24 protein-coding genes are annotated in these 24949 nt (G+C 50.5%); 23 read left to right on the top strand and 1 reads right to left on the bottom strand.

What is annotated here, in order from left to right; genetic code table 11:
* The first annotated feature begins 5 nt into the window (after positions 1-5).
* From NR121_RS15200 to NR121_RS15110, 19 genes are all read left to right on the top strand, one after another.
* Positions 6-1478, top strand: a complete 1473-nt coding sequence (locus NR121_RS15200; RefSeq protein WP_082660771.1) for a sodium:solute symporter family protein — start codon at positions 6-8, stop codon at positions 1476-1478.
* 227 nt (positions 1479-1705) lie between these two features.
* On the top strand, positions 1706-3310 hold the full coding sequence (locus NR121_RS15195; RefSeq protein ID WP_256831424.1) for an alkaline phosphatase family protein: 1605 nt from the start codon (positions 1706-1708) through the stop codon (positions 3308-3310).
* 361 nt (positions 3311-3671) lie between these two features.
* Positions 3672-4481 carry an ABC transporter ATP-binding protein gene (locus NR121_RS15190; protein ID WP_062408789.1) on the top strand — a complete coding sequence of 270 codons (810 nt, stop codon included), beginning with the start codon at positions 3672-3674 and terminating at the stop codon, positions 4479-4481.
* A gap of 152 nt (positions 4482-4633) precedes the next feature.
* Positions 4634-5410, top strand: a complete 777-nt coding sequence (locus tag NR121_RS15185; protein ID WP_054817864.1) for an ABC transporter permease — start codon at positions 4634-4636, stop codon at positions 5408-5410.
* A gap of 133 nt (positions 5411-5543) precedes the next feature.
* On the top strand, positions 5544-7706 hold the full coding sequence (locus NR121_RS15180; protein WP_256831423.1) for a CocE/NonD family hydrolase: 2163 nt from the start codon (positions 5544-5546) through the stop codon (positions 7704-7706).
* Between the two features lie 17 nt (positions 7707-7723).
* Complete coding sequence (locus tag NR121_RS15175; protein ID WP_054817865.1) at positions 7724-8482, top strand: cysteine hydrolase family protein; 759 nt, start codon at positions 7724-7726, stop codon at positions 8480-8482.
* Positions 8483-8559: 77 nt separating this feature from the next.
* On the top strand, positions 8560-8988 hold the full coding sequence (locus NR121_RS15170; RefSeq protein ID WP_054817841.1) for a cupin domain-containing protein: 429 nt from the start codon (positions 8560-8562) through the stop codon (positions 8986-8988).
* A gap of 44 nt (positions 8989-9032) precedes the next feature.
* Positions 9033-10070, top strand: coding sequence for an ABC transporter substrate-binding protein (locus NR121_RS15165; protein WP_256831422.1), 1038 nt, complete (start codon positions 9033-9035; stop codon positions 10068-10070).
* 96 nt (positions 10071-10166) lie between these two features.
* Entirely contained in the window at positions 10167-11366 is a 1200-nt protein-coding gene (locus tag NR121_RS15160; protein WP_054817845.1) for an amidase, read from the top strand.
* A 29-nt stretch (positions 11367-11395) separates the two neighbouring features.
* Entirely contained in the window at positions 11396-12226 is an 831-nt protein-coding gene (locus NR121_RS15155) for a creatininase family protein (RefSeq protein WP_074726849.1), read from the top strand.
* Positions 12169-13089: a fumarylacetoacetate hydrolase family protein gene (locus NR121_RS15150; RefSeq protein ID WP_249929453.1), complete on the top strand. Its 921-nt coding sequence runs from the start codon at positions 12169-12171 to the stop codon at positions 13087-13089. Before NR121_RS15155 ends, NR121_RS15150 begins: the two co-directional genes overlap by 58 nt.
* A 6-nt stretch (positions 13090-13095) precedes the next feature.
* A complete protein-coding gene (locus NR121_RS15145; protein WP_054817847.1) occupies positions 13096-13545 on the top strand; it encodes a hypothetical protein in 450 nt (149 codons plus the stop codon).
* Between the two features lie 455 nt (positions 13546-14000).
* Entirely contained in the window at positions 14001-15128 is a 1128-nt protein-coding gene (locus NR121_RS15140) for an ABC transporter substrate-binding protein (protein ID WP_074726852.1), read from the top strand.
* Between the two features lie 68 nt (positions 15129-15196).
* Entirely contained in the window at positions 15197-16069 is an 873-nt protein-coding gene (locus tag NR121_RS15135) for a branched-chain amino acid ABC transporter permease (RefSeq protein WP_074726853.1), read from the top strand.
* Positions 16070-16078: 9 nt separating this feature from the next.
* A complete protein-coding gene (locus NR121_RS15130) occupies positions 16079-17074 on the top strand; it encodes a branched-chain amino acid ABC transporter permease (RefSeq protein WP_074726854.1) in 996 nt (331 codons plus the stop codon).
* Entirely contained in the window at positions 17037-17822 is a 786-nt protein-coding gene (locus NR121_RS15125) for an ABC transporter ATP-binding protein (protein WP_062408780.1), read from the top strand. The genes NR121_RS15130 and NR121_RS15125 overlap by 38 nt, the downstream gene beginning before the upstream one ends.
* A complete protein-coding gene (locus tag NR121_RS15120) occupies positions 17809-18540 on the top strand; it encodes an ABC transporter ATP-binding protein (RefSeq protein WP_373864957.1) in 732 nt (243 codons plus the stop codon). Before NR121_RS15125 ends, NR121_RS15120 begins: the two co-directional genes overlap by 14 nt.
* A 76-nt stretch (positions 18541-18616) precedes the next feature.
* Positions 18617-19162, top strand: coding sequence for an L-2-amino-thiazoline-4-carboxylic acid hydrolase (locus tag NR121_RS15115; protein WP_054817849.1), 546 nt, complete (start codon positions 18617-18619; stop codon positions 19160-19162).
* A 6-nt stretch (positions 19163-19168) separates the two neighbouring features.
* On the top strand, positions 19169-20404 hold the full coding sequence (locus NR121_RS15110; protein ID WP_256831420.1) for a Zn-dependent hydrolase: 1236 nt from the start codon (positions 19169-19171) through the stop codon (positions 20402-20404).
* Here NR121_RS15110 and NR121_RS15105 read toward each other — a convergent pair.
* Positions 20401-21192, bottom strand: a complete 792-nt coding sequence (locus NR121_RS15105; protein WP_083351140.1) for an IclR family transcriptional regulator — start codon at positions 21190-21192, stop codon at positions 20401-20403. The genes NR121_RS15110 and NR121_RS15105 overlap by 4 nt on opposite strands.
* 268 nt (positions 21193-21460) lie before the next feature.
* Here NR121_RS15105 and NR121_RS15100 point away from each other — a divergent pair, with 268 nt between their 5' ends.
* The 4 genes from NR121_RS15100 (at position 21461) to NR121_RS15085 (ending at position 24939) form a co-directional block, all read left to right on the top strand.
* Positions 21461-22600, top strand: a complete 1140-nt coding sequence (locus tag NR121_RS15100) for a zinc-dependent alcohol dehydrogenase (RefSeq protein ID WP_062408777.1) — start codon at positions 21461-21463, stop codon at positions 22598-22600.
* A 284-nt stretch (positions 22601-22884) separates the two neighbouring features.
* Positions 22885-23187 carry an ArsR/SmtB family transcription factor gene (locus NR121_RS15095; RefSeq protein WP_062410945.1) on the top strand — a complete coding sequence of 101 codons (303 nt, stop codon included), beginning with the start codon at positions 22885-22887 and terminating at the stop codon, positions 23185-23187.
* A 109-nt stretch (positions 23188-23296) separates the two neighbouring features.
* The gene (locus NR121_RS15090) at positions 23297-24262 is read left to right on the top strand and encodes an LLM class oxidoreductase (RefSeq protein WP_054817850.1); all 966 of its coding nucleotides are present in this window, start codon (positions 23297-23299) and stop codon (positions 24260-24262) included.
* Between the two features lie 71 nt (positions 24263-24333).
* Positions 24334-24939 carry an NAD(P)H oxidoreductase gene (locus NR121_RS15085; protein WP_062408776.1) on the top strand — a complete coding sequence of 202 codons (606 nt, stop codon included), beginning with the start codon at positions 24334-24336 and terminating at the stop codon, positions 24937-24939.
* Positions 24940-24949 lie beyond the last annotated feature (10 nt).

The raw sequence follows: 24949 nt of genomic DNA, 5'->3' as shown, positions 1-24949 counted from the left end.
AGGGAATGATGGGACTAGCCTTTATTTTGATCTTTTTATTGCTCATGATTATGATAAATCGGGGAAATCAGGGGATTAACGATTACAGCGACTATACAACAGGCAGCAGGAGTTTTGGACCTTTTGCCATTGGATTGTCCGTATTTTCATCGTGGTATGTCGGCTCCGTATTTACAGCATGGGCCGAATTTAACGTAGGATTCGGATTTATAGGCATTTATACCGCAATATACGGAACGATATCTATATTTATTATGTATTTGGTGTCAGAGAAAACGTATATCTGGGGAAAAAAGTACAATTTAATCACACAAGCCGAGCTGATGGGCTTTCGTTATCAGAGCGGGATGCTGCGGATCATGATGTCGTTTTTGGGGGTCCTGTTTACCGGGCCTTGGCTGCTTTTGGAATGGGTGACGCAGGGATATATATTCAGCTACGCTACCGGGGGGCAAATAAGCCCTTTTTGGGGGATGCTGATCGGTGTGCTTACCGTGATGATCTACGTTTCCATGGGTGGCATGCGATCTGTGATTAGAGCCAATGCCGTTCAGGGCCTCTTTATGTTTGCGGCGGGAACAGGGCTGTCTTTATGGTTAATTTACAAATTTTTCGGCGGCATCCGCAGCGGGATGGAGATGCTTGCACGGGACTATCCCGATGTGTTAACCTACCCCGGGCCCGGATGGTCTCCTCCCACGCCCTATTGGACTTCGATCATCATTGTAAGCGGACTGGGTGCATTCATGTGGCCCTGGATCTATAATAAAATGTTTGCAGCCAAAAATGTGAGAGCCATTAAACAGTCGGCGGTCATCGCCTCGATGTTAGGCTTTATTTTCTGGACGTCTATGGTCTTTTTGGGGATCATGATCCATTCCATGGAATACCCCCGCAATCATCCGGAGGAAGCCTATATGTGGATTGCCAGCATGGCGGGCCCTATTCCACTGGCATTGATGAGTGTGCTCATTATGGCGACCAGCATATCTACCGTTTCGGGGATCATTCAAGCCATGGCCACCGCAATCTCCAACGATATTGCCAAACAGATCGATATTCAAATATCGAACGAAAAGGCTCTGAAAGTGACCCGGATCTCCGTGATCATCATATGCCTGTTATCCTTGGCGATGGCCGCCGTTGATTTTGGTAAACTGGTGTTTATAGCCATTCTGACCTATCAAGGCATCATCATGTTTTTTCCGGTCGTTTTTTTAGGCCTTTATTGGAAAAGGGCAAATAAAGAAGGTGCCATTGCCTGTATGATCATCGGTACGGCGACATCCGTCTATTTAATCATCTTTAACCCTTATTTTATTGACGAGCTGGGCTGGACTGCCGGGATGTACGGCATTATTCTCGCTTTCGGGATTATGATCATCGCGGGTTATCTCAAGCCGATTTCCCCGCATGTGGAACAATTGTGGTCCGATATAGAGACTGCGCGAAGGAACGCGAGAAGATCGAAGAGCTGAGGAAGCCGCCGGCATTGCCTATAGCGCAAAGCCTCTATCCAAGCAGGCAGGAGCTGCTTAGGATAGAGGTTATTTTATGCTTATCTTTCTAAATGATGGATAAAAAACGGATGAAACGGTTAAAGTTATTTTAGTGAATATTGGTTATAGGGTTTGGAAAGCAGGTGCAAGGATGGTGGAAGGAAGCAGCTTGAGCATTCTACGATCAAGGCTGGTGAAGGTTAGTCATGTATAAAAAGATAAGCTGGTGTTTCCTCCTGCTGATCATTAGCCTGATGCTCGGATGCCAGCGGCAGGATTCCATTCCAAAAGAAAAGGATCTCATGCAAGTCAAATCGGCCAGAGGAGAACATGCGAAGAAAATCATCTTTTTGATGATCGATTCTTTAATGTCACAAGCGATAAATAAAGGGATTGAACAACAGGAACTCCCTACGTTTCAATTCCTGATTGAACATGGGCAATATTATCAAAACCTGGTGAGCTCTTTTCCCACGATGTCTGTAACGATCGATAGTTCTCTTCTTACCGGAACTTATCCTGATGATCATCATGTGCCGGGACTTACCTGGTATTCGTCTGATCAAAAGAAAGTGATCAATTACGGTACCGGGCCTATGGAGGTATTCAAGCATGGCATAGATCCGGTATTGGCCGATGCACTAATTCACTTGAATGGCAGTCATTTAAACCGGCAACAGCCCACCCTTTATGAGGACTTGGCTAGACATGGGCTCAAGTCCGGTTCCGTTAACGGTTTAATTTATCGCGGAACCACCGACCATACGTTGTCCGTTCCCCTCTGGATTCAAGTACCAGCCTCTTTGCCAAAGGAAATTCAAGTGAAAGGGCCGGATTTTTTAGCCTTAGGCTCTTTGTCCAATCCACTGGAAGGCATTAAAAAACTCCCGGACGGGATAACCCGGCGAATGGGATTAAACAATCCATATTCCATTGATACAGCCAAATATTTGATTAAAGCCAATCAATTGCCCGATTTTTTATATGTTTACTTGCCGGATTTAGATCAAAAAATTCATAAGAAAGGTCCATCGGAACGTAATGGAATTCAGGAAATCGACGGGCAGCTTCTTACATTGCTGCAAACATTCGGTACACCGGAAGAAGCCTTGCGAAATGCGATTTTTGTCATCGCTGGCGACAGTGGAGCCACTCAAATCCTGCCTGCCCAAAGTGATCCCGTTATCGACCTGCCTGCCTTTTTCCGGGGAGATCATGTATTGCGTCCTGGAGAAAACCTATCGCAAGAAACAGACATCGTCCTTGCTGTCAATGAAACCATGGCTTATGTTTATAAGCTTAAAGCAGATCGGTCACTAAGAGACATGGCCAACGCATTAAAATCCGATCCGCGTATTGATTTTATCGCATGGAAAGAAAACGAATGGATTCGTGCGGTTCAGGGCGGTTCGTTCAAGGAGCTGGCATTTAAAGCGAACGGGCGGCTGACCGATCCATATCGGCAAAAATGGACCGTCGAGCAGGATGCCGAGGTGCTGGACGTAAAGATCAATGCTTCGGAGGGTACATTGGCGTATGGCCAATACCCTGATGCATTGCAGCGATTATCCGGAGCTTTGAACTCACATCCCGGCGAATTTTTGGTGGTTACCGCAAAACCCGGTTATGAATTGGCGGACAGAAGCTCGCCGAAGCATAAGGGCGGCGGAGGCCATGGCTCTCTTCATCAAACGGAATCGCTCATTCCCTTGATCATATGTGGAACGGATCAAAAGCCGCAGTACTTGCGCATCGTGGATTTAAAAGCATTTGTGTTGGACCTGCTCATTCAACCTCCACAACCGCTTTGAACAACGAGTGCCGATAGCGACATGAAAACCGGATGGATCGGGCTATTTCATTTCCCATCATTCCGCTCGTCTCCAATACCGAAAGAAAGGCCATAGCCGCCCCCCTGCTGGAAGGAAGGGCGGCTATTTTCGTCGACAGAAGCTGCTGCCGTCCGGTTTCTTCATGTAATTAAACAAGACATAAAATCGGAATAGATCGTAAAAAAATACGAATATAGTCCGTTTTATTGTAAAGTTACACAACATATCCCGTTTTTCATTGTTCGCTTCTTTGGAATGTGTTATAAAATATAACATAAAAAGTTTGAAGCATGACAGGCGGCATGATCTAATTCGAGTTGATGGAGGAGGGGATGGAAGAATGGCTTTGGTCACGACAAAATCAATCGTTCCGTCAAAGGGGGAAGCCGGAAAAAGTGAGCTCCTAGTTCATCTGGAAGATGTCGGCAAAGTTTATCCGAACGGCACGATCGCTGTGCAAAATGCCGATCTTAAGGCAGTTGAAGGAGAGTTTCTTTGCTTCGTCGGACCTTCGGGCTGCGGCAAGTCAACGATTTTCAACATGATCGCCGGATTGACCAATCCTACTTCCGGGAGGCTGTCGGTTCTTCAGACCACACCCAAGGAAGCCCGCAAGCAGAATGAAATTGCTTTTGTCTTTCAGGAACATACGCTTTTGCCATGGGCGAAATTGATTGATAATGTCACGCTGCCGCTAACCCTTCGGGGAATTCCCAAAAAGCAGTGCAAGGAAGAAGGCGAGCGGGTTTTGGAACTGGTCGGATTGAAGGATTACATGAAAGTGCTGCCTCGCCAGTTGTCTGGCGGCATGAAAATGCGGGTATCGATCGCGCGGGCGCTGATTTCCAGGCCCAAATTGCTGTTGATGGACGAACCGTTCGGCGCGCTCGACGAAATCACCCGCCAGACGCTTCAGGACGAGCTGCTGAGCATTTGGCGGCAGGATCAAAAAATGACCGTTTTGTTTATTACGCACAACGTGTTTGAAGCGGTGTTCTTGTCCACACGGGTGATCGTGATGACACCGCGGCCGGGGAAAATCGCGGATGTGATCGATATTCCTTATTCGTTCCCGCGCAATGAGGATTTTCGCACGATGGCGGAATTCGCAAGCTATGTGCGCCAGATTTCCGGCGTTCTGAAGCATTAAACAGATGACGTTGCAACTTACGAAAGGAGAACGATAGGATGAAAGACATGGTTGCAGGCATGTTGAAAGAATCCGGACAGCCGGCTGCTAAGAAACGTGCCGGTTCCCGTCCCCCGGGCGACAAACGGACGACCGTGATTCAGGAAAGCCCGATGATGAGCCGGTTCATGAAGGTTTTGCCGCCGCTTGCCGTCTTTATTTTGTTCGTGGGAGGTTGGGAAGCGATTGTCCGACTGATCGGCATACCGCCTTATATTTTGCCGAAACCGACCGATATTGTTTTGGCGGCCAAAGAAAATGGGCTCAATCTGGCGGAGTCGGTAAGCACCACGCTTGCCGAAGCGGTGGCCGGATTTGTGGTCAGCGTGATCCTGGGCATCTCTATTGCCGTCCTGCTGGCCTTATCCAAGATGGTGGAACGAAGCGTATATCCTTATGCGATCATTCTTCAGACGATTCCGATTGTGGCCGTGGCGCCGATCATCGTCATCTGGTTCGGAGCGGGCATGAATGCGATCGTAGTGATTGCGTTCCTGATCAGTTTCTTCCCCATTCTGTCCAATACGCTGATCGGATTGAACTCGACGGAACAAAACATGAAAAATTTGTTTTACCTGTATAACGCGACGAAGATGCAAACGATCTGGCGGCTGCGTTTTCCGGCGGCTCTTCCTTACATTATGGCGGGTTTGAAAATATCCTGCTCGCTGTCGGTTGTAGGAGCCATCGTTGGCGAATATATTGCAGGAATCGGAGGAGGGAAAGGAGGGCTGGGCTATGCGATTACGGTAGCGGCAACGCGGCTGCAGACACCTTATTTATTTGCTTGCGGGTTATCCGCTTCCGTGTTGGGCATCGCGTTCTTTTTGCTGATCAATGCTTTTTCCAAATGGCTGTTGAGCTCCTGGCACGAATCGGAAATGAGATAAGGGGGACAAACGATGATGAACGGATGGCAGGAAAGTTTGAGACAGCGGGTAAACGAACAAATTTTGCTGTGGGATGCGCCTTCCCTGGAAAAATACTCCAAGGACTATCGCCATTTTTCTCCGGGTTCAGTCGATGACGGTAAAAACGATGGAAGTCAATCCCCGCACGTTTACGGTAAGCGGAGAGGACATTCATCTTTATCTGCATACGTACGGCACCGTCGGCATCGTGTCGGACATTCAAATCTCCCTCGTACCGAAAGTGCCTTGGTCGCAATGGATCGTTTCGTTTCCAAGCTGGGAAGAAGCGGCCAACGGCGACTTGCTGGTATTTGGCATCCCGGTGATCCTTTTTAAGAACGAAGAGCGGTTAAACCGGCTGATGGCAAGATGCGAGGAAATCGGAATCGGCGTAGCCAATCCGCATATCTGGGACATGCAAGAAGGAGGAAGGTCATATTCGCATGATAGGTTGTGGGATCTCGAACGATCCTTTAAGCCTGTTAAACCTGAAGAAGCTGGCGGTTCCGTCTTAAGGGCTTCTTATTTGCTTCAGGACGATACCATACGATCTAGCATTGTAATTTTCATTTCAGGGGTGTTGAGAATGAGCCGATCTTCAGTTTGTTTTGGCGGGGTCGTCGTTGAACGAAAGCAGCCTTGCACGTTGCGGGACGGTACGGTTTTATATGCCGATATTTACCGGCCGGATGAGCCGGAGAAAGAATATCCCGTACTGCTGATGCGCCAGCCGTACGGAAGGGCGATCGCTTCCACGGTCAGCCACGCGCACCCGCTCTGGTACGCGCAGCACGGATACATCGTTGTAATTCAGGATGTCCGCGGAAGGGGAGATTCGCAAGGAGAATTCATTCCTTTTATCCATGAAGCACAGGACGGTTACGATGCGGTGGAGTGGGCGGCGAAGCTGCCGGGCTCAACCGGCCGGGTAGGCATGTACGGCTTCTCCTATCAGGGCTCTACGCAGTGGGCGGCGGCGTCCGCGCATCCTCCGCATCTGAAGGCGATCGCTCCCGCGATGTGCGCTGCCGATTTGTACCACGGGATGTTTTATCCGCATGGGCGGTTCGCGATTCGGGAGCACCTTCCCTGGGCCTACCAGCTTGCGCGGGATACCGCCAGGAGACTGGGCGATTCTGAAGCCGAGCGGTATTGTACCCAAATGATGCGCAGCCCGGATGCGCTCATCTGGCAGCTTCCCGTCCTCGGGGAACATCATCCGGTGTTGCGCAAATATTTCCCCGCTTATTTCGAATGGTGCGAGCATTCCGGGTACGACGCGTACTGGGCTGAACGCGACTGGCTGCCGAAGGTGAAGGAACGTCCCGTTCCCTCTCTGCAAATCGGCGGATGGTACGACGTTTTCCTCATGGGCACGATGCAAAGCTACGAAGCGCTGCAGCAGGAACCGGGAAGCCCGGAGCTCTTTCATCGTCTGATCGTCGGCCCGTGGACGCATATTCCATGGGGAAGAAAAGCCGGTGGTGTGGACCATGGGGATCAGGCGGATGGGGACATTCACCTGGAGCAGGTGAGATGGTTTGATTACTGGCTGAAAGACAAGCGGGATGCCGAGCTGTTTCATGAGCCTGCGATTCGCTATTTTGAACGGGGAAGCAACGTTTGGCGCCATTCGGATCGGACTTCGCTGATGCAGCCGGCCGCCGAAAGCTCCCTTTGGTATCTGCAGGGAGGGGAGAAACCGGCTAACGGCGCTCTTGGCGGCGGCAGCTTGTCGCCGGAGGAACCCGGGGGCGCGCCGTCCGTTCCCGATGTTTTCGTTTACGACGCCCGCCTGCCGATGAGCCTGGAATCCTACCTGCCCCTGGATCGCAGTCCGGCGCAGGACCGGTATGAAATCCTCGTATATACCAGCGAGCCGTTGGAAAGCCCGTTGCATATTTTGGGATCGCCGAAAGCAACAATATATTTCCAGACATTGGGGGGCCCGACCGACCTGGTCGCCACGCTTTCCGTCGTTTTGCCGGACGGAACCGCGCGCTTCCTGACGGTAGGCCGCACCGAACTATCCCGCGAACAGGTAGAAGGCTGGGGGAAGGCGGAAATTTCGCTGCGGCCGTGCGCGCTGCACCTGAACCGGGGCAGCTCGATCCGCCTGGAGCTGACCGGCAGCGGATTTCCCTTATTTGCAAGACATCCCAATCATACTGATGCCGATCTGCACCGTGCAGGCGCGGAATCGCTGCGCATCGCTACGGTTGCTGTTGGCAGCCAGTCGGGAATGGCTTCATTTATCGCGCTTCCGAATTTATGAAAAAGCCGGGTGATTTGATGTACTGCATTGGAAATCAACGAAACCATTGGTCGGTTTCAACCGCTCATGCGGATTTGCGAAGAGAAGAAAGGCAGCCGGTTGCGCTTTCCATTCCGGCCCAGCCGCAGCGGATTACCTTTGATTTGCAGCATACGGCGATCATTGTCGTCGATATGCAGAACGATTTTTGTTCGGAAAATGGTTGGCTGGACTATATCGGAGCGGATTACAAGGCGCTGCAGCAGCCCATCGGACCTTTAAACCGCGCGCTGCCCGCACTTCGCCAAGCGGGAGTGCCCGTCATTTGGCTGAATTGGGGAAACAGGCCGGACAAAGCCAATCTAAGCCCGTCTATTCTGCACGTGTATAACATGACCGGCGAAGGAATCGGCATCGGGGAGCCGCTGCCGAATAATCAATCCCGCGTTCTGGAGAAGGAAAGCTGGGGAGCGGCGATCGTTTCCGGGCTGCAGACGGAACCGTCGGATATTTACGTGGACAAATACAGAATGAGCGGGTTTTGGGATACGCCGTTGGACAGCATTTTGCGCAACCTGCAAATCCGCACCGTGTTGTTTGCCGGTGTAAATCTAGATCAATGCGTGATGGCGACCTTGCAGGATGCGGTCAACTCCGGTTATGACAGCATCCTGCTCGAAGATTGCTGCGCCACCAATTCACCTGCGTTTTGCGTCGAAGCGACCCTTTACAACATCAAGCAGTGCTACGGGTTTGTGACAACCTCGGCTGCGGTTTTGGAAGCTTTGCAGCGGTAGGGAAGTGCCAAAACGCATTGGAGGGAAGTATGCGTTTGATTGCAAAAATATGATTCGGTCTGGGAGGGACTTGTACGATGTCATTAAAAGGATGGGTTGCCGGAAACTATACGGAATGCCCGGTTCACAAAATCTCGGAGAAAGATTCTAATAAATTTGTGCTTCTGTGCGACGGGGAGCAGGCGCCGTTCGTGTCGGTTCTGGAAATATTCGATGAGGGCGGGAAGACGCCGCCGAATGAACATGCTGCGGCGCACGAATATTTTTACGTGCTTGCCGGGGAAGGGACAGCGGTGGTCGGCGATACGAAAATACCTGTCCGGACGGGGTCTTTTTTCATCGTTCCGCCTGGAAACAATCACGAAGTCCACAATACAGGAAAAGGCCGGCTGTATGTATTAACGACGATGATTCCGGACGAACAATTTTCCAATTTGATCAAATCCGGTCCGGCTGCCAGTCTGGACGAAGAGGATCTGCGCGTCATCGAGGGAAGCGGAATATAATCAACAGCGCCGATCGCAGATAGATCAGGAGCAGGAGGATGCTTATGATGATAAGGCCGAAGATGGTGCTGCTGGCGCTTATAGCCGTGACCGTTTTGATTTCCGGTTGTTCTTCCGGTCCGCCGGCAAGCACCGGTAACGTCCCGTCCCCGGACGGGAAGAACCAACAGACGGATGCAGGCAAAGAACCAGTTCTTCAAAAGGCGCGGCTGATCGAGGGTTGGTATGCCAAAGGGGAGGACGGAGGGTACTTTTCCGCTCTTCAGCAGGGATATTACAAAGAGCTGGGCGTCGATCTGACGATTCAGCCCGGCGGTCCGCAAATATCCGGGATGCAGCTGGTCGCTTCGGGAAAAGCCGATTTCGGCATTTCGTACGCCGATGACATTTTGCGGGCGCGGGAAGAGGGAATCCCTGTTGTCGGATTGCTGGCCTCCTTTCAGCATACTCCCCAGGTGCTGATTTATCACGAAGACGACAACCTGAACGGCTTTGAGGACCTGGAAGGCCGGACGGTGTTTATGCAGCCCGGCGTGCTGTACTGGGAATACATCAAGAGCAAGTACAATTTGAAGAACGTGAACGAGATGGCCTACACCGGGCAATTGGTCAATTTTATCCAAACCAAAGGCTCCCTGAATCAGGGATACCTCACCAATGAGCCGTACGCGCTGTCCCAGCAGGGGGTAAAGGTAAAATACCTGAAAATAGCCGATTCCGGCTATGCCAACTATTGCGACGTTCTCTTTACGACGGAGGATTATTTGAAGCGGCACCCGGATATTGTAAAAGCCGTCGTTCAAGCCACCCAAAAGGGCTGGAGCCACTATTTGGAAAATTACAAGAGCGTGAACCCGTTTATCCAAACCTACAACAAGGATATGACGGTCGAAGCGATGAATTATGAAGCGGAGCAGCAGAAAGAGTTTATTTTGAACGAGGAAACGAAGGCGAACGGCATCGGCTATATGACGATGGAGCGCTGGAACGCCGTGCAGGATCAACTGCTGGAGATTAAGGGCCTGAAGGAGAAACAGGATGTTTCGAAAGCATTTACGATCGAATTTTTGAAAAAACCGTAAGCGGTGCGCAGCCGTTGACAAACATTTATCTGCCTTTTTAAGAAAGAAGCGGATCGTCGGAAGTACGGTCAAATGTGGACGAATGGAGGAAAGCCGATGCACCGCGAATGGAACGCCTACGTTCGGGAAGATTTGACGATCGAACCGGTTGGGGAAGGACGATTGCAGGGTTTGACATTTTCTGTGAAAGATGTCTTTGAAGTGAAAGGAAACACAAATACGGCTGGAAATCCGGATTGGTTTCGGACGCATAAGCCGGCTTTGAAACATGCGGCCGCCATCGAGCTTTTGTTGAAACAAGGGGCCAGGCTGAGGGGAACGACACAGACGGATGAGCTGATGTTCAGTCTGAATGGGGAAAATTTCCATTACGGCACACCGGTGAATCCCAAAGATCCCGATCGGATTCCCGGCGGCTCGTCGAGCGGCTCGGCAGTAGCCGTATCCGCCGGACTGGCCGATTTTGCGCTGGGAACCGATACGGGCGGTTCGGTCCGCATTCCTTCCGCTTACTGCGGCATTTATGGAATCCGGCCCACACACGGTCTGGTTCCGGTCGAAGGGGTTATTCCTTTGGCCCAAAGCTTTGATACGGTCGGCTGGATGGCCAGAGATTCCAAAACGCTATGGGATGTCGGAAGCGCGTTAATCGAAAGCGCAGAAGCGGAATCGGGTGAATTTCGGCAGGTTCATTTCGGCACGGACGCATGGGATATTGTTCAGGAAGATTGCCGGATGATTCTAATGAAATGGTTGCCTTATTTTCAGCAGTTGACCGGCAAAAGCGCATGGATCGATATTGCGCCGCAGGGGCTTGACGAGTGGGTGAACACGTTCCGGACCATTCAAGGCTACGAAATCTGGAGCGCGCATGGCGAATGGATTCAGAGGGAAAAGCCGGTGTTTGGCCCGGACATCGCCGAGCGTTTTGCTTGGGCGAGCTCGCTCGGAAAAGCCGAATTTGAAAACAAAAAGACGGTGCGGCAGCGAATTTGCGAATATATGGATACGCTGCTGGGCAGCGACGGGCTGCTGGTCATACCGACAGCTCCCGGCCCAGCTCCCAAACGGGGATTGGCGGGAACAGAAATCGAACGAACGCGTTCGCGCGTCATGCAGCTGTCCTGTGTGGCGGGATTGACCGGCATGCCTCAGGTGACGATTCCGATTGCAGGAGCTGAAGGTTTGCCGATAGGATTGTCTGTCATTGCCGGGTACCGGCAGGACCGGAAACTGCTAAGATGGATTCATGAGAAGTTATTGAAGGCTTTTCCGGAAACGGCTGCGATCCTTTGACAAAATCCATTATGAAGGAAGAATGCCTTATGTTTACGAGATATGAAGGTGCGGCGTGGGAAGAACGGTTTTTGCCGCGGTTGACGAGCAAGCAGGTGAAGGAGCTGCCGAAAGAGCAGGCGCTGGTCATTTTGCCGGTCGGGGCTGTGGAGCAGCACGGACCCCATTTGCCGGTAATGACGGATACGCTGATCGGGGAAGCGACATTGACCCGGGCGTTGGAGAAATTGAACGAGGAAACGGCGGTTTGGCTGCTTCCCCCGGTATCCTATGGGAAAAGCAACGAACATTTCGGCCTTCCCGGCACGATTTCCTTGTCGGCCTCAACGCTTCAGGGCGTTATTATGGATATTGCCGAAAGCTTGAATGCCAGCGGGTTCCGCAAGCTGCTTTTGTTCAATACGCACGGCGGAAATGTGGATTTGCTGAATGTCGCCATCCGGGAAATCAGGATTAAGTTCGGCATGACCGTATTTTATTTGTCGCCCGGGAGTCTGGGAGGCGCGGAGGGTTTGATTTCACCCGAAGAGCTGGAATACGGCATTCATGGCGGCGATTACGAAACATCCATCGTGAAGGCGATCAAACCGAACTGGGTTCAGGACCAGTTTGCTGTCAGGGAATTTCCCGATTTGTCCTGCCTGGAGTTCCTGACGCTGGAAGGGAAAATTCGATTTGCCTGGAAAATGGCCGATATTTCCGCAAGCGGCATTTGCGGCGACGCTACGAAGGCAACGGCGGAGAAAGGCCGGATTATTCAGGAGAGGATCACCGATATATTAGCCCAGGCGCTGGCGGAATTATGCGCGTTCGAAATATCCGAGGTCAAGAAAAGCTCAGAGAAAGCGGTGAAGCGGTGAAGCTCGTTTCGTTAAAAACAGGTGCCGTCGAAGAAGCGGCAATCGTAGCCGATTCCGGACCGGTCCTGCTTCGCACAATCAATCGCGCGCTGTCCACGGAATGGAGTACGGAATTGCATGAACTGCTGCGGCGCGGTCAGTTTAGCGATCTGAAGCGCTGGTACGATCGGGAGGGCCGCGAGCTGTTAAGCCGGTGGGAGCCCCGGTCCTGCAGGTATGACGAGTATGCTCCGCTTTACCGGTTTCCGCGTAAAATCTGCGGGATCGGAATGAATTATATCGCAAAAGCGGAGGAATTGAACGCCACGCCTCCGGAGCAAGAGCCGATTTGCTTTATCAAGCCGGATACGAGCTTGATCGGAGCCGGCGAAGCGATCGTGCTTCCCGGCCAGTCGGAGCGGGTCACCGCTGAAGCGGAGCTTGGCATCGTCATCGGGAAAACGTGCAAAAACATCGGGGAGGCCGAAGCGCCTTTCGTTACGGCAGGGTTTACGACAACACTCGATATGACAGCCCAGGATATTCATGCCCGGAATCCCCGTTTTCTCGGCAGGTCAAAATACTTCGATACGTTTTTCAGCTTCGGACCGTTCCTGATCACGCCCGATGAGCTGCCCGGGCTGGAGAAGCTGACGGTGGAAACCGGGCTTAATGGACAGGTCGTGCACCGCAATACCATTGCGAATATGATCTATTCTCCATGGTTTATCGTATCTTATTTCTCCAAGATGATGACGCTGCTGCCGGGCGATGTCATCATGACCGGCACTCCCGGCTCGGTCGCGATCCGGGAAGGGGATGTGGCGGAATGCCGGATCGACGGCTTTGAAGCATTGAGAAATCCCGTAATCCGGGAGGCCTGATGCGTTATGCGGCGCAGGATGCAGGCGGTAGATGATCATACTATCGGTTGGGTATGCGGCGTACAGACGGTTTGGCGAAAAGCTGCCCCGGTTGAAGCAGGGGGAAAGCCGCCATCGGAGTTCAGTCCGATTTCCTCGCTGCTGTCGCTTTTGTCGGCGGGGACAGGCCGGCAAGCGGCCTATTGGCTGGTTTACGTTTGCTGGTGGCTGCATCTCCTGATTCTGCTTGCTTTTCTGCTCTATGTGCCGCAGTCGAAGCGCGCCCATTTGCTGTTCGTGCCCTTCGATATCGTATTATCGGGCACGGGCCCTCCCGGCAGGCCGTGTAAGCTGGATTTTTCCGATGAAACCGCAGAGGAATTCGGGGTGGGCAAGATTGAACACTTTACCAAGGGGCAGCTGCTTGACTTGTATGCCTGTGTGGAGTGCGGCCGATGTACGAACATGTGGAGATAAAGGATGTGTGCAAGCGCTTATCGTCTTTTGAAAAAAAACGGAAGTCCATCCGGCAGCGGGCGGAACACGCATGAACAAAGCAATTTTGCCTGACAATAAACTCAGAGCTGAGTAAAACCAGTTCTGAGTTTTTTTGTATGGTACCGACCGGAATCAAGAGGGCCTCGCGTACTTGCTTTAAAGACGGAACCCCGGAAAACGGAGATCTCCTGGCAGGTGCCAACGGAGGAAACTGTTCCGTTCGCATACTGCCGCTTCCACAAGACAAGCGGAAGTCAGGAGATGAATAACCATCACCGGCGCTTCTTATGTTTTGCGTATTTTTGAACTTACTTTGACAATATCAAAATGATTTTGATAATATTAAAAAAATGTGTTGATTTTTCAGCAAAACGAATTATAATGAAAATACTACTAACCTTATAGGAATAATTCATGTTTGGGAGGACATTGGGATGAAGAGACGTTTTTTCATTACCGCTGCTTTAGCAACAATGATGGTTTTTACGGCGGGCTGCGCAGCCAAGGATGGGGGTGCCAATGCGGGCGGAACGATTCAAATCGGCCTCTCGGCTCCGATTTCCGGCACGCAAGCGCAGTACGGGGAGGCGTTTAAGAACGGGGCCGAGCTGGCTGCCAAGCAAATTAACGAGGCCGGCGGAATCGACGGAAAGCAAGTGAAGATTGTGATCGAGGATGACAAGGGCGATCCTAGTGAAGCAGTAAACGTGGCCAACAAATTTTCATCAAATAAAGACATTTTGGCAGTCGTAGGGCATTTTAACAGTTCGGCGACGCTAGCTGCAGCGCCGGTTTACAACCAGAACAAAATCGTGGAAATTTCGCCGTCTTCGAGCGCTCCCGGCGTAACGAATGCGGGAGATTACACATTCCGTGTGATCACGACTGACGCTTTCCAGGCATCCTTTTTGGCAAAATGGTCGAAGGAACTGGGATACCAAAAGGTAGCGCTCATCTATGAGCAGTCCGACTTTGGCTTGGGGCTGCTGGATGTTTATCAGAAATCGGCACGGGAGAACGGTATTGAAATCGTTGCGGCCGAGTCCTATCTTCCGGGGGCCAAAGAGTTCAGCACGATTCTTACCAAAATCAAGGAGAAAAAGCCGGACGCTATTTTTATCGGCGGTTTTTATAACGAAGCGGCCCTGATTGCCTCGCAGGCGCAAAAACTCAACCTGTCCGTAGACTATATCGGTGTAGACAGCTTGTACTCCCAGGCGCTGCTCGACTTGGGTGGGGCGGCAGTAGAGAATTTCAAGCTCATCGGATTTTTCTATCCGGGCGGCAATAATGAACAGGCAACGAAGTTCGACAAAGCTTATCAGGACGCTTACGGCAAACGGCCGGATACGTATGCCGCATATGCCTTTGACGCCACTTCCGTAGTCATTGAAGCCATTAAGCAAGGCGGCCCTGACAGGGAGAGCATTAAAACGTATCTGGATACGCTGAAAGACTTCCCGGGTACGACGGGAGTACTGACGTTTGACGAAAACGGCGATGTCCAGACCATTCCTGAGAAATTGACGATTAAAAATGGACATTTCGTGCTTTATCAATAAGATATAAACACGTTTGGAGCAGGAATTGAGACATATTTCCTGCTCCAACGCATGGAAGGGATGTTAGCATGCTCCTTCAGCAACTGGTAAACGGGCTGACGATTGGAATGATTTATGCGCTGATTGCGCTTGGATATACGATGGTTTATGGCATACTGAAAATCGTGAATTTCGCTCATGGCGATATCTACATGTTCGGCAGCTTTTTGGGGCTTTTTTTGATAGAGCAGCTGAACATGCCGTTATTTCCCAGTTTTGTGATTTCCGCGGCATCGACGGCGGTAATGGGCATGATCATCGAGCGGGTTGCCTATCGTCCGCTCCGCTTGTCGGATCGCATTGTGCCGCTGATCAGCGCACTCGGGGTTTCCACCTTCCTGATCAGTCTGGCGCAGAAGCTCTGGGGTACGGGAACCCATCCTTTTCCCACGACATTCGGCAGCAAAACGTATACGGTAGGCCATATTATCTTTTCTCAAATTCAGATTTTAATTCTTGTATTATCTTTGATTTTGATGATAGGCCTGCACCTGTTCGTCACCAAGACGAAGACCGGAACGGCCATGCGGGCCACGTCCATGAGCATTCCACATGCTTCTCTGATGGGAATCAATACGAATCGGATGATTACACTGGCCTTTGCCATCGGTTCCGCGCTTGCTGCATGTGCGGGAATCATGGTGGGCATTTATTATAATGCGGTCTATCCAACGATGGGATATATGGCAGGAATCAATGCATTCACCGCTGCGGTGCTTGGAGGAATCGGCAGCATTCCCGGGGCGATGCTGGGGGGCATTCTGTTTGGGGTGATTGAAAATTTGGGCGGCGCTTATATTTCGACCCCGTACCAGAGCGTCATTTCATTTTCCATCCTGATCATTGTACTTCTGATCAGACCTACGGGAATCCTTGGAAAGAAAGAAATTAATAAGGTGTAGGTGAATGGCTTGAGCAAATTAAATTACCGGAAAATCATCGTCACCGCGCTTCTTATTATTCTGCCTTTATTGCTGGAACAGATAAACAGTTATTTCGTTCATATTGCGATCGCGATCGGTATTTTTAGCATACTTTCACTCAGTCTCAACGTGATTATCGGTTATGCCGGGCAATTCGCGCTTGGACATGCCGCATTCTATGGGATCGGCGCTTATTCAGCGGCGCTGTTAATGATTCACTTTCAGCTTTCGTTCTGGCTGGCGCTTCCTGCCGCAGCGATCATAGCCGGACTGTTCGGCTTTCTGCTCGGATTGCCGGTCATCCGTCTCAGAGGAGACTATCTCGCGATTGTAACCCTTGGATTCGGCGAAATTGTCCGTCTGATATTTGTAAACTGGGTCGAAGTGACCAGGGGACCGATGGGGATTCCAGGAATTCCCGCCCCCCGTTTGTTCGGTTACTCGTTCACCGATAAAACCGATTATTATTATCTTATTTTAGTCATGCTCATGATCACAATCTATGTGATTCATCGAGTGGTTCATTCGGGAATCGGACTCAATCTTCTGACGATTCGCGAAGATGAGACTTTGGCGAAATCCATCGGGATCAGACCCGTGAAATACAAGCTGCTTGCCTTTACGCTGGGCGGATTTTTTGCCGGCGCGGCCGGCGCGTTCTGGGCCTCGTATATTACCTTTATCAGCCCGGATACATTCCGTTACCTGGATTCGGTGAATATTTTGGCTATGGTTATTCTGGGCGGCGCTGCAAGCATTCCCGGATCGATTCTGGGTGCGGTCATTCTGGTGCTGGCGCCGGAGCTGCTTCGTTATGTCGATGACTACAGGATGATGCTGCTTGGCCTGGCCATTGTTCTCATGATGATTTTCAAGCCTTCGGGTTTCTGGGGCGAGAAGCACCGTACAATCAATTTCTACAGTTCGCAGAAAGGTGATCAGCCACATGGCCAAATTGCTAAGTCTCGAAAAAGTATCCGTTAAGTTCGGCGGTTTGGTAGCACTCAACGAAATCGACCTTAGTGTGAACAGCGGTGAGATTGTTGCGCTGATCGGTCCGAACGGGGCGGGGAAAACGACACTTTTCAATCTGCTGACGGGAGTTTATAAGCCTACGTCAGGTACGATACATTACATGGGTCAAAATATTACGAAGCTGGAGCCGTTTGACCGGGCTCGATTGGGAATCGCACGCACCTTTCAGAACACCCGGCTGATCAAAAACATGACCGTGCTGGAAAATGTGCTGGTGGCTCATCCGGATTGCAATTCGGAAAGCATTCTGGGCTCCCTGTTTCTGTTCGGCAAGGGAAGACGCCGGCGCGACGCCATAGCCCGGGAGTGTATCGATCTGCTTGAGGTGGTGGGGCTTCATCGCAAGCTGGACGAATGGGCCGGCAATTTGCCCTACGGGGAGCAGAGACTATTGGAAATTGCGCGTGCCATGGCTACAGGCTGCAAGGTGCTGCTGCTTGACGAGCCTGCCGCCGGTATGAATGGGCCGGAGAAAAAGCAGCTGGCGGACAAGATCGGCTACCTCTCCCGAAATTTCAACCTGGATATGGTGCTGATCGAGCATGATATGGGTCTTATTATGAATATTGCGGATAAAATCGTCGTGCTCGATCACGGGCATAAAATCGCCGAGGGCCCCCCGGAGGAAATACAACAAAATCCCAAGGTAATCAGCGCCTATTTGGGCGGGGAGGATGATGACTTTGACGGGGAATAACGCATTATTGAAAATTCAGCAGCTAACGGTCAACCACGGTCATGTTCAAGCTGTAAAACAATTGGATCTGGAAGTCCGTGAAGGGGAAATTGTCGCTCTGATCGGGGCTAACGGAGCGGGGAAAACATCCGTTCTGCGCTGCATCTCGGGCATCGTCCGAGCGGGAAGCGGACGGATTTTGTTTGCAGGCACCGACATTACCCGTCTGGAGCCGCACCTTATCGTGAAGGCGGGAATATCTCATGTTCCTGAGGGAAGAGGGATTTTTGCCGATCTTACGGTAATGGAAAATTTGAGCATCGGGGCATATATCAGAAGAGGAAGCAAAGAAATTAAAGCGGATATGGCGGAGGTTTTTCAGCTGTTTCCACGGCTTGCGGAACGAAAGAAGCAGCTTGCCGGCACGATGAGCGGCGGAGAACAGCAGATGCTTTCGATTGCCCGTGCGCTGATGGCCAGACCGCGGCTGCTGCTGCTTGACGAGCCTTCCATGGGCCTGGCTCCCTTGCTGGTTCGGGAAATATTCCGGGCCATCCGAAGGATTAACCGGAACGGCGTGTCGGTGCTGCTCGTTGAGCAGAATACCAAAATGGCGCTGGCGCTGGCCGACAGAGGATATGTAATGGAAACGGGAAACATCGTCTTGGAAGGCAGTTCGGATCAATTGAAGGATCATCATATGATTAAATCCGTTTATCTAGGAATGAATGAGCGATAATTTGAACAAATCTCGTTCTCTGATCCCTATCTTTTATACCCAATTTCTATAATAATTTAAATGAGGTGCTGCAACGATGAGTAAAGAAAAGGATCAACGCAAACAGGATGAAAGTCTTGAACCTGTATCCCCATATACAATAATGGCCAAGCTGTTCGCCCATGTCTCGAAGGCGGTGGTCGACCGTTTTGGCGAAGAAGGCAAGGAGGCTGTTCGTGAAGGGGTGCGCGCTTTCGGAGAAGAGCGCGGCCGGGATATCGCCCGCCGGGCGGCTGCGAACGGAAAGCCGAATGACATTCATAATTATCTGCCTCATTATGACATGGGACGCAGCGATTTATTCGAGTATGAGACACACTATCATCCGTTGGAGATTGAACAGAACTTTACGAGATGCGCTTTTGGCGACCAATGGAAGGCGGACGGCATGGAGGAATACGGCATCCTTTATTGTCAAATGATTGATCCGGCCATAGCCAAAGGGTATAACCCGAACTTTGAAGTGGAACACGATAAATATCTTCTAAAGGAAGGGCATTGTCATTTCCGTTTTCAAATGAAAGACAATCAGGTTGACGGCAAGCAGAAAGAAGAGGAGCATAACCATACGAAGAAAGGATGACATGGGATGACTCGCGATCGATTGTGGGCAAGGCTGATGGAACTAAGCGCGATTGGCGGACAGACTCACAGCGGAGGGGTGACAAGGTTTTCGTTTACCGAGGCGGAAAGACAGGCCAAAAATCAGGTGATCGCTTATATGAAGGAAGCCGGCCTGGACGTACGTGAGGATGCCGCCGGCAATGTCATCGGGCGCAAGGAAGGACGCGATCCGCTGGCTCCCGTTGTTTTGACCGGTTCGCATATCGATACGGTTCCCGATGGAGGAAAGTTTGACGGAGCGCTTGGCGTCCTGGCGTCGATTGAAGTCTTGCAGCAAATGAACGAGCGGGGAATCACGACCACCCATCCGATAGAGGTCATTGCCTTTACCGATGAAGAGGGCGCCAGATTCGGCTTCGGCATGATCGGGAGCCGGGCCTTGGCCGGAACGCTTCAGGCAGAGCATTTAGAGCATGCCGATGAGCGGCAGATTACCATTCGGCAAGCGATGCAGGAGGCGGGCCTGGACCCCGCCCGAATTGCCGAAGCTGCGAGGAGCCCCGAGCAGGTCAAGGCTTATGTTGAGCTTCATATTGAACAGGGTAAGATTCTGGAAAGCAGAGGCTTACCCGTCGGCGTCGTATCGGGGATTGCCGGGCCGCTGTGGCAGCAGTTTACTTTGACCGGCGAAGCCGGCCATGCCGGGGCAACGCCAATGAATGCAAGAAGGGACCCGATGCAGGCGGCCGCCGAAATAATGGGATATATTTATCAGGAAGCAAAGAAATACACAAATGCCGTAGCTACGATCGGAAAAGCGCGCGTTATTCCCGGCGGCATTAATGTCATTCCCCAGCAGGTGGAGTTTACGCTGGATTTGAGAGATATCGAGCTTGCCGTGCGGGACCGGCTCGAACAAGCTATCCATACCTTTGCCCATGAGGTCTGCCAGGCGTCCGGGATCGAGCTTCGGATCAGCACGCTGCAAAGGGTTGCGCCTTCGCCGTGCTCTCCCGGTATCAGGGCCATCATTGAAGAGGGGTGCAAGCGGGCCGGGCTGCCTGTGCTGACACTTGTCAGCGGAGCCGGTCACGACGGCATGCAATTCGGCGGATTATGTCCCATCGGCATGATATTCGTACGTTCCCGGGACGGCATCAGCCATTCCCCGCAGGAATGGAGCTCCCCGGAGGACTGCCGTGCGGGTGCGGAGGTGCTGTACCACACGCTTCTTCAACTGGCTGTAGAGCAGAATAATTAAGATTCAAGTTTCTGATGGTATCCGAACTGGCTGGAGATGGAGCAAGCCGCCTTCAGCAGATCAGTTCGGATATTTTCTTCGTTCTCCTTCATACGGGTTAAGGAACCGACAATACTGATCGTGCCGACAACCTGTCCCGTCGAATTTTTGATGGGGGCGGCTATACTGTATGCGCCTTCCTCAATTTCCTCGTTTTCAATACTGTACCCTTGATTCCTGATTTCCTGCAAGCATTTCATTAGCTGCTTCTTATTCGTAATTGTATTGTCAGTCAGCTTGGTGAACTTGTATTTATCCAAAAACTCCTCCAGTTCCTCACTGGACATGTTCGCGAGAAAGACTTTACCCGACGCCGAAGCATGCATCGGAAGCTTGCTGCCGGCTCTTGAGCTGATAATAAAGTAATTGCTTGGCGATTCTACCTTGCCCACACAGAAAATTTGCTTATTCTGATAAACATACAAGTGGGTCGTTTCATGATATTTTTTGGTCAATTCGGTCAAGTAGGGATATCCGATTTCTTTAAGATCAAGGCTTTCCGAAACCAGATTCGCCTTGAGCAGAAATTCCAGCCCCAATTTATATTTGCCGTTGTTGGGATTTTTATCAATGTAGGAATAGGCGCAAAGGGTGTTAATGATGCCATAAACCGTGCTGATATTCAAATGAAGCTTTTCACTGATTTCGCTCAGGGATAATTGAACGTTTAAAGAATCGAAACAATTAATAATATCAAGGGCTCGCTTAACCGATTGGATCAAGCGCGGATTTTTTTCATTCAAGTCCATACCTCCATAACGTTAGCCGTTAAATAATAAGAATGAGTGGGAGCGGGAGCACTGGCCGGTCTCCCGGTATAAACAGAGAATGATGGATTGTATGTTCTGACCATCTCACCATTACTTATATTTTATTATATCAAATGCAAATACCGTGTCGACAGTTATCCTTTGTTGTCATTGCGTTCCGTTACCCTGCAGCGTATAATCCGTCTTCTCCGGGTGCAAGATATGTGCAGTGTGCAAAACAAAGGATGCCATAAACAGGAGGGCGACGATGAAGGCTGTAACTTATGAAGGTGTAAAGAATATGCAGGTGAAACAGGTTGCCGATCCGACAATTCAGAAAAAAGACGGGATCATCGTCCGGATCACCTCGACTGCCATATGCGGTTCCGATCTCCATATTTACCAGGGGGCGATTCAGGCCCAACCCGGATACGTGGTCGGACATGAACCGATGGGCGTCGTCGAAGAAGTAGGCCCTGATGTGACAAGGGTCAAGAAAGGCGACCGGGTCGTGCTGCCGTTCAATATCTCGTGCGGCAGCTGTTTTTACTGCCAGCATGAAATGGAGAGCCAATGCGACAATTCCAACCCCAATCCTCAAGTGGATACGGGAGCTTATTTCGGATTCACCGAACGTTACGGGAATTATTGGGGCGGACAAGCCGAATTGCTTTACGTGCCCTATGGCAATTTCATGCCGTTCGTCATTCCGGAATCATGCGAATTGGAGGATGAGAAGCTGCTGTTCCTATCCGACGTGCTGCCGACAGCCTATTGGAGCGTGGACAACGGCGGCGTGAAGCAGGGGGATACGGTCGTGGTGCTCGGCTGCGGCCCCGTCGGCTTGATGGCGCAAAAATTTGCCTGGATGAAAGGGGCCAAACGGGTCATCGCGGTCGACAATCTTCCATACCGGCTGAACTATGCCAAAAAAATAAACAACGTCGAGATTTTTAACTTCGAACAGTTCAATGACACGGGGCTGCATATCAAAGAAATCACGAGCGGTGGGGCGGATGTCGTCATCGATTGCGTAGGCATGGACGGCAAGAAGACGCCATTGGAGGAGGAAGAGCAGAAGGCCAAGCTGGTCGGCGGAACGCTCAGCCCGCTCAACATCGCAATGAACGCGGTGAGAAAATTCGGCACGATTCAGATTACGGGAGTATACGGTTCTAAATATAACCAGTTCATGTTCGGAAACCTTTGGGAACGAAACGTGAAGCTTACCATGGGACAGGCCCCCGTGATTCATTACATGCCGATGCTGTTTCAAAAAATTACAGCCGGCGAGTTCGATCCGTCGGAGATCGTCACGCATAAAGTGCCGCTGGATCAAGCGCACAACGCGTACAACACGTTTTACAACCATATGGACGAAAGCATTAAATTCGTCTTGAAGCCTTGAATCATATTACGTATCCTTCAGGCACCTTCATAAATAAAACAAAAAATCCTTGAATTATCAAGGATTTTTTGTTTTTTAAAGATAGAATCTTCAATCATGGTATTCCACTCGGTCAGGATGTAGTGTTAGAATGAGTATAACGGGATTTCTCCAATCCATCGGAGTCCATCCGGTTTTTTAGCATTCAAAAACTCAGTCAACGCAGCAGGTTTTCGCTTAAAATGCAGTGGAAAACTGGAGTCATATGAATAATACGTTTAAATTTTATGTATCTGGAGGAAGCCATGGAACTTTTGGAAGTATTTAAAGCCTTGTCTAATGAAACGAGAATGCTGATCTTGCAGTGGTTAAAAGATCCGGAGATTCATTTTCCCAAACCGCAAAGCGGGGATATTCATGAAGACGGGGTTTGCGTGAGCGACATCCACAAAAAAGTGGGATTGTCGCAATCCACGGTGTCCCTTTACTTGTCCATGCTGCAGAACGCCGGATTGATAAAAGCAAAGCGTATTGGGCAATTTACTTATTATAAAAGGGATGAGGAAAATATCAAAAAAGTGTTGGAAGGGATAAACAAAGAATTGTAATCAAATTTTTTGTTTTCCACTTTCTTTATGGTTGCAGGATATGGATTTTTATTTTATTATTATATCGATATTTATAGATATCTATAATTAATGATTAGGAGGTACGAATATGAACAAGTTTGAAAATCATAAAGGATTTTCACGCATGTTTAAAGAAAACCATTTGACTCTCGGATTGTTCTTTCCTTTGGAATCATACGCAGGCAGTATTCCGGAGATGAACATAGAAAAGCAAATGAAACTGGCCAAAAGAGCGGAGGAGCTCAATTTTGCCGCGCTGTTCGTCAGGGATGTTCCGATGTATGACCCTCATTTTGGGGATGTGGGCCAAATGTATGATCCCTGGGTTTATTTAGGGTATATCGCCGCCCATACCCAAAACATCGCTTTGGGCACCGCAAGCGTTATTCTCACCTTGCGTCACCCCTTGCATGTGGCTAAAGCAGCCGCTTCCGTTGATCACATATCCGGCGAACGCCTGGTTCTCGGGGTGGCGACCGGGGATCGTCCTATAGAATTCCCGGCCTTCTCCGTTGATTTCGAAGAGCGGGGCCCGTTGTTTCAAGAAGCCCTTTCCGTCATGAGAAAAGTGTGGGGGGAGAACTTCCCGGCGATCCGGACGCAGCGCGTCGAAATGTCGCTCGGAGACCTTTTGCCCAAACCGCGTCTTTCGGATATCCCGGTGCTGGTAACCGGCCACAGCTCACAGTCCGTCGAATGGATTGCCCAAAATGGCGACGGCTGGATGTATTATCCGCGAAACGTGCAGTTCCAAGCGGAACTGATCAAAAATTGGCGTTCCTACACCGATCAGTTTAAACCGTTCAGCCAGTCCTTATATATCGATTTGATGGAGGATCCGAATCATAGACCGGTCCCCATCCATCTAGGATTCCGTATCGGACGCAATCCGCTGATTGAATTTATTCAGTTTCTTAAAAGCGTCGGTGTCAATCATGTGATTATCAACTTGAAATATGGGCACCGGCCGGTTGAAGAAGTCATTGAAGAATTGGGAGAAGAAGTCCTTCCGCATTTTCCCGCAATAACCGGTAAGCAGCAGGAAAATTCGTGAACAGGAAAGCCCCGGTCCCGTTAGCCGCGCGACCGGTCCGTTTCACCAAAATCTGTCGGGGAGTGACTGATATGAAAGTGCTGACGATCGTTTCGCATCCCAGAAGGGAATCTCTTACATTTTCCGTTGCCGAACGTTTTGTTCAAGGACTCACCGATGCCGGACATGAAGTGGAGATGGCGGATCTGTACGGGGAAGAATTTCATCCGCTCGTCTTTGAAAAAGATGAACCTGATTGGGATAACCCACGAAAGAGCTATTCCGCTCGTGTGCAAGCTGAAATGGAAAGGCTGAAAAGAAACGAAGGACTCGCGTTCATCTTTCCGGTTTGGTGGTATTCCTTGCCGGCGATTACGAAAGGCTATATAGACCGTACATGGAACTATGGTTTTGCTTATGGAGGAGCACGCCTGCCACACAAAAAAGTATTGTGGATTCCGCTTGTCGGGGAGACCGAAGCAAGCTTAAAAAAACGAAGCTTCGATACGATGATATCCCAATATTTGAATGTCGGTCTGGCAGGATATACGGGCATCTCTCAGTCGGAAGTGGCGTTTTTCTATAACACGCTGGCTGAAGAGATGGAAAGCGAGGATGAAATCAACAAGCATTACGAGAGTTTGTTACAACGCGCGTATGAGTTAGGGCAAACCTACAGCGATTCGGTCACGCAATAGCAAAAAGGCT

It is taken from the genome of Paenibacillus sp. Pae15, assembly GCF_024519685.1.
Lineage (GTDB): Bacteria > Bacillota > Bacilli > Paenibacillales > NBRC-103111 > Paenibacillus_G > Paenibacillus_G naphthalenovorans.
This window is presented reverse-complemented; position numbering and strand designations above follow the sequence as displayed.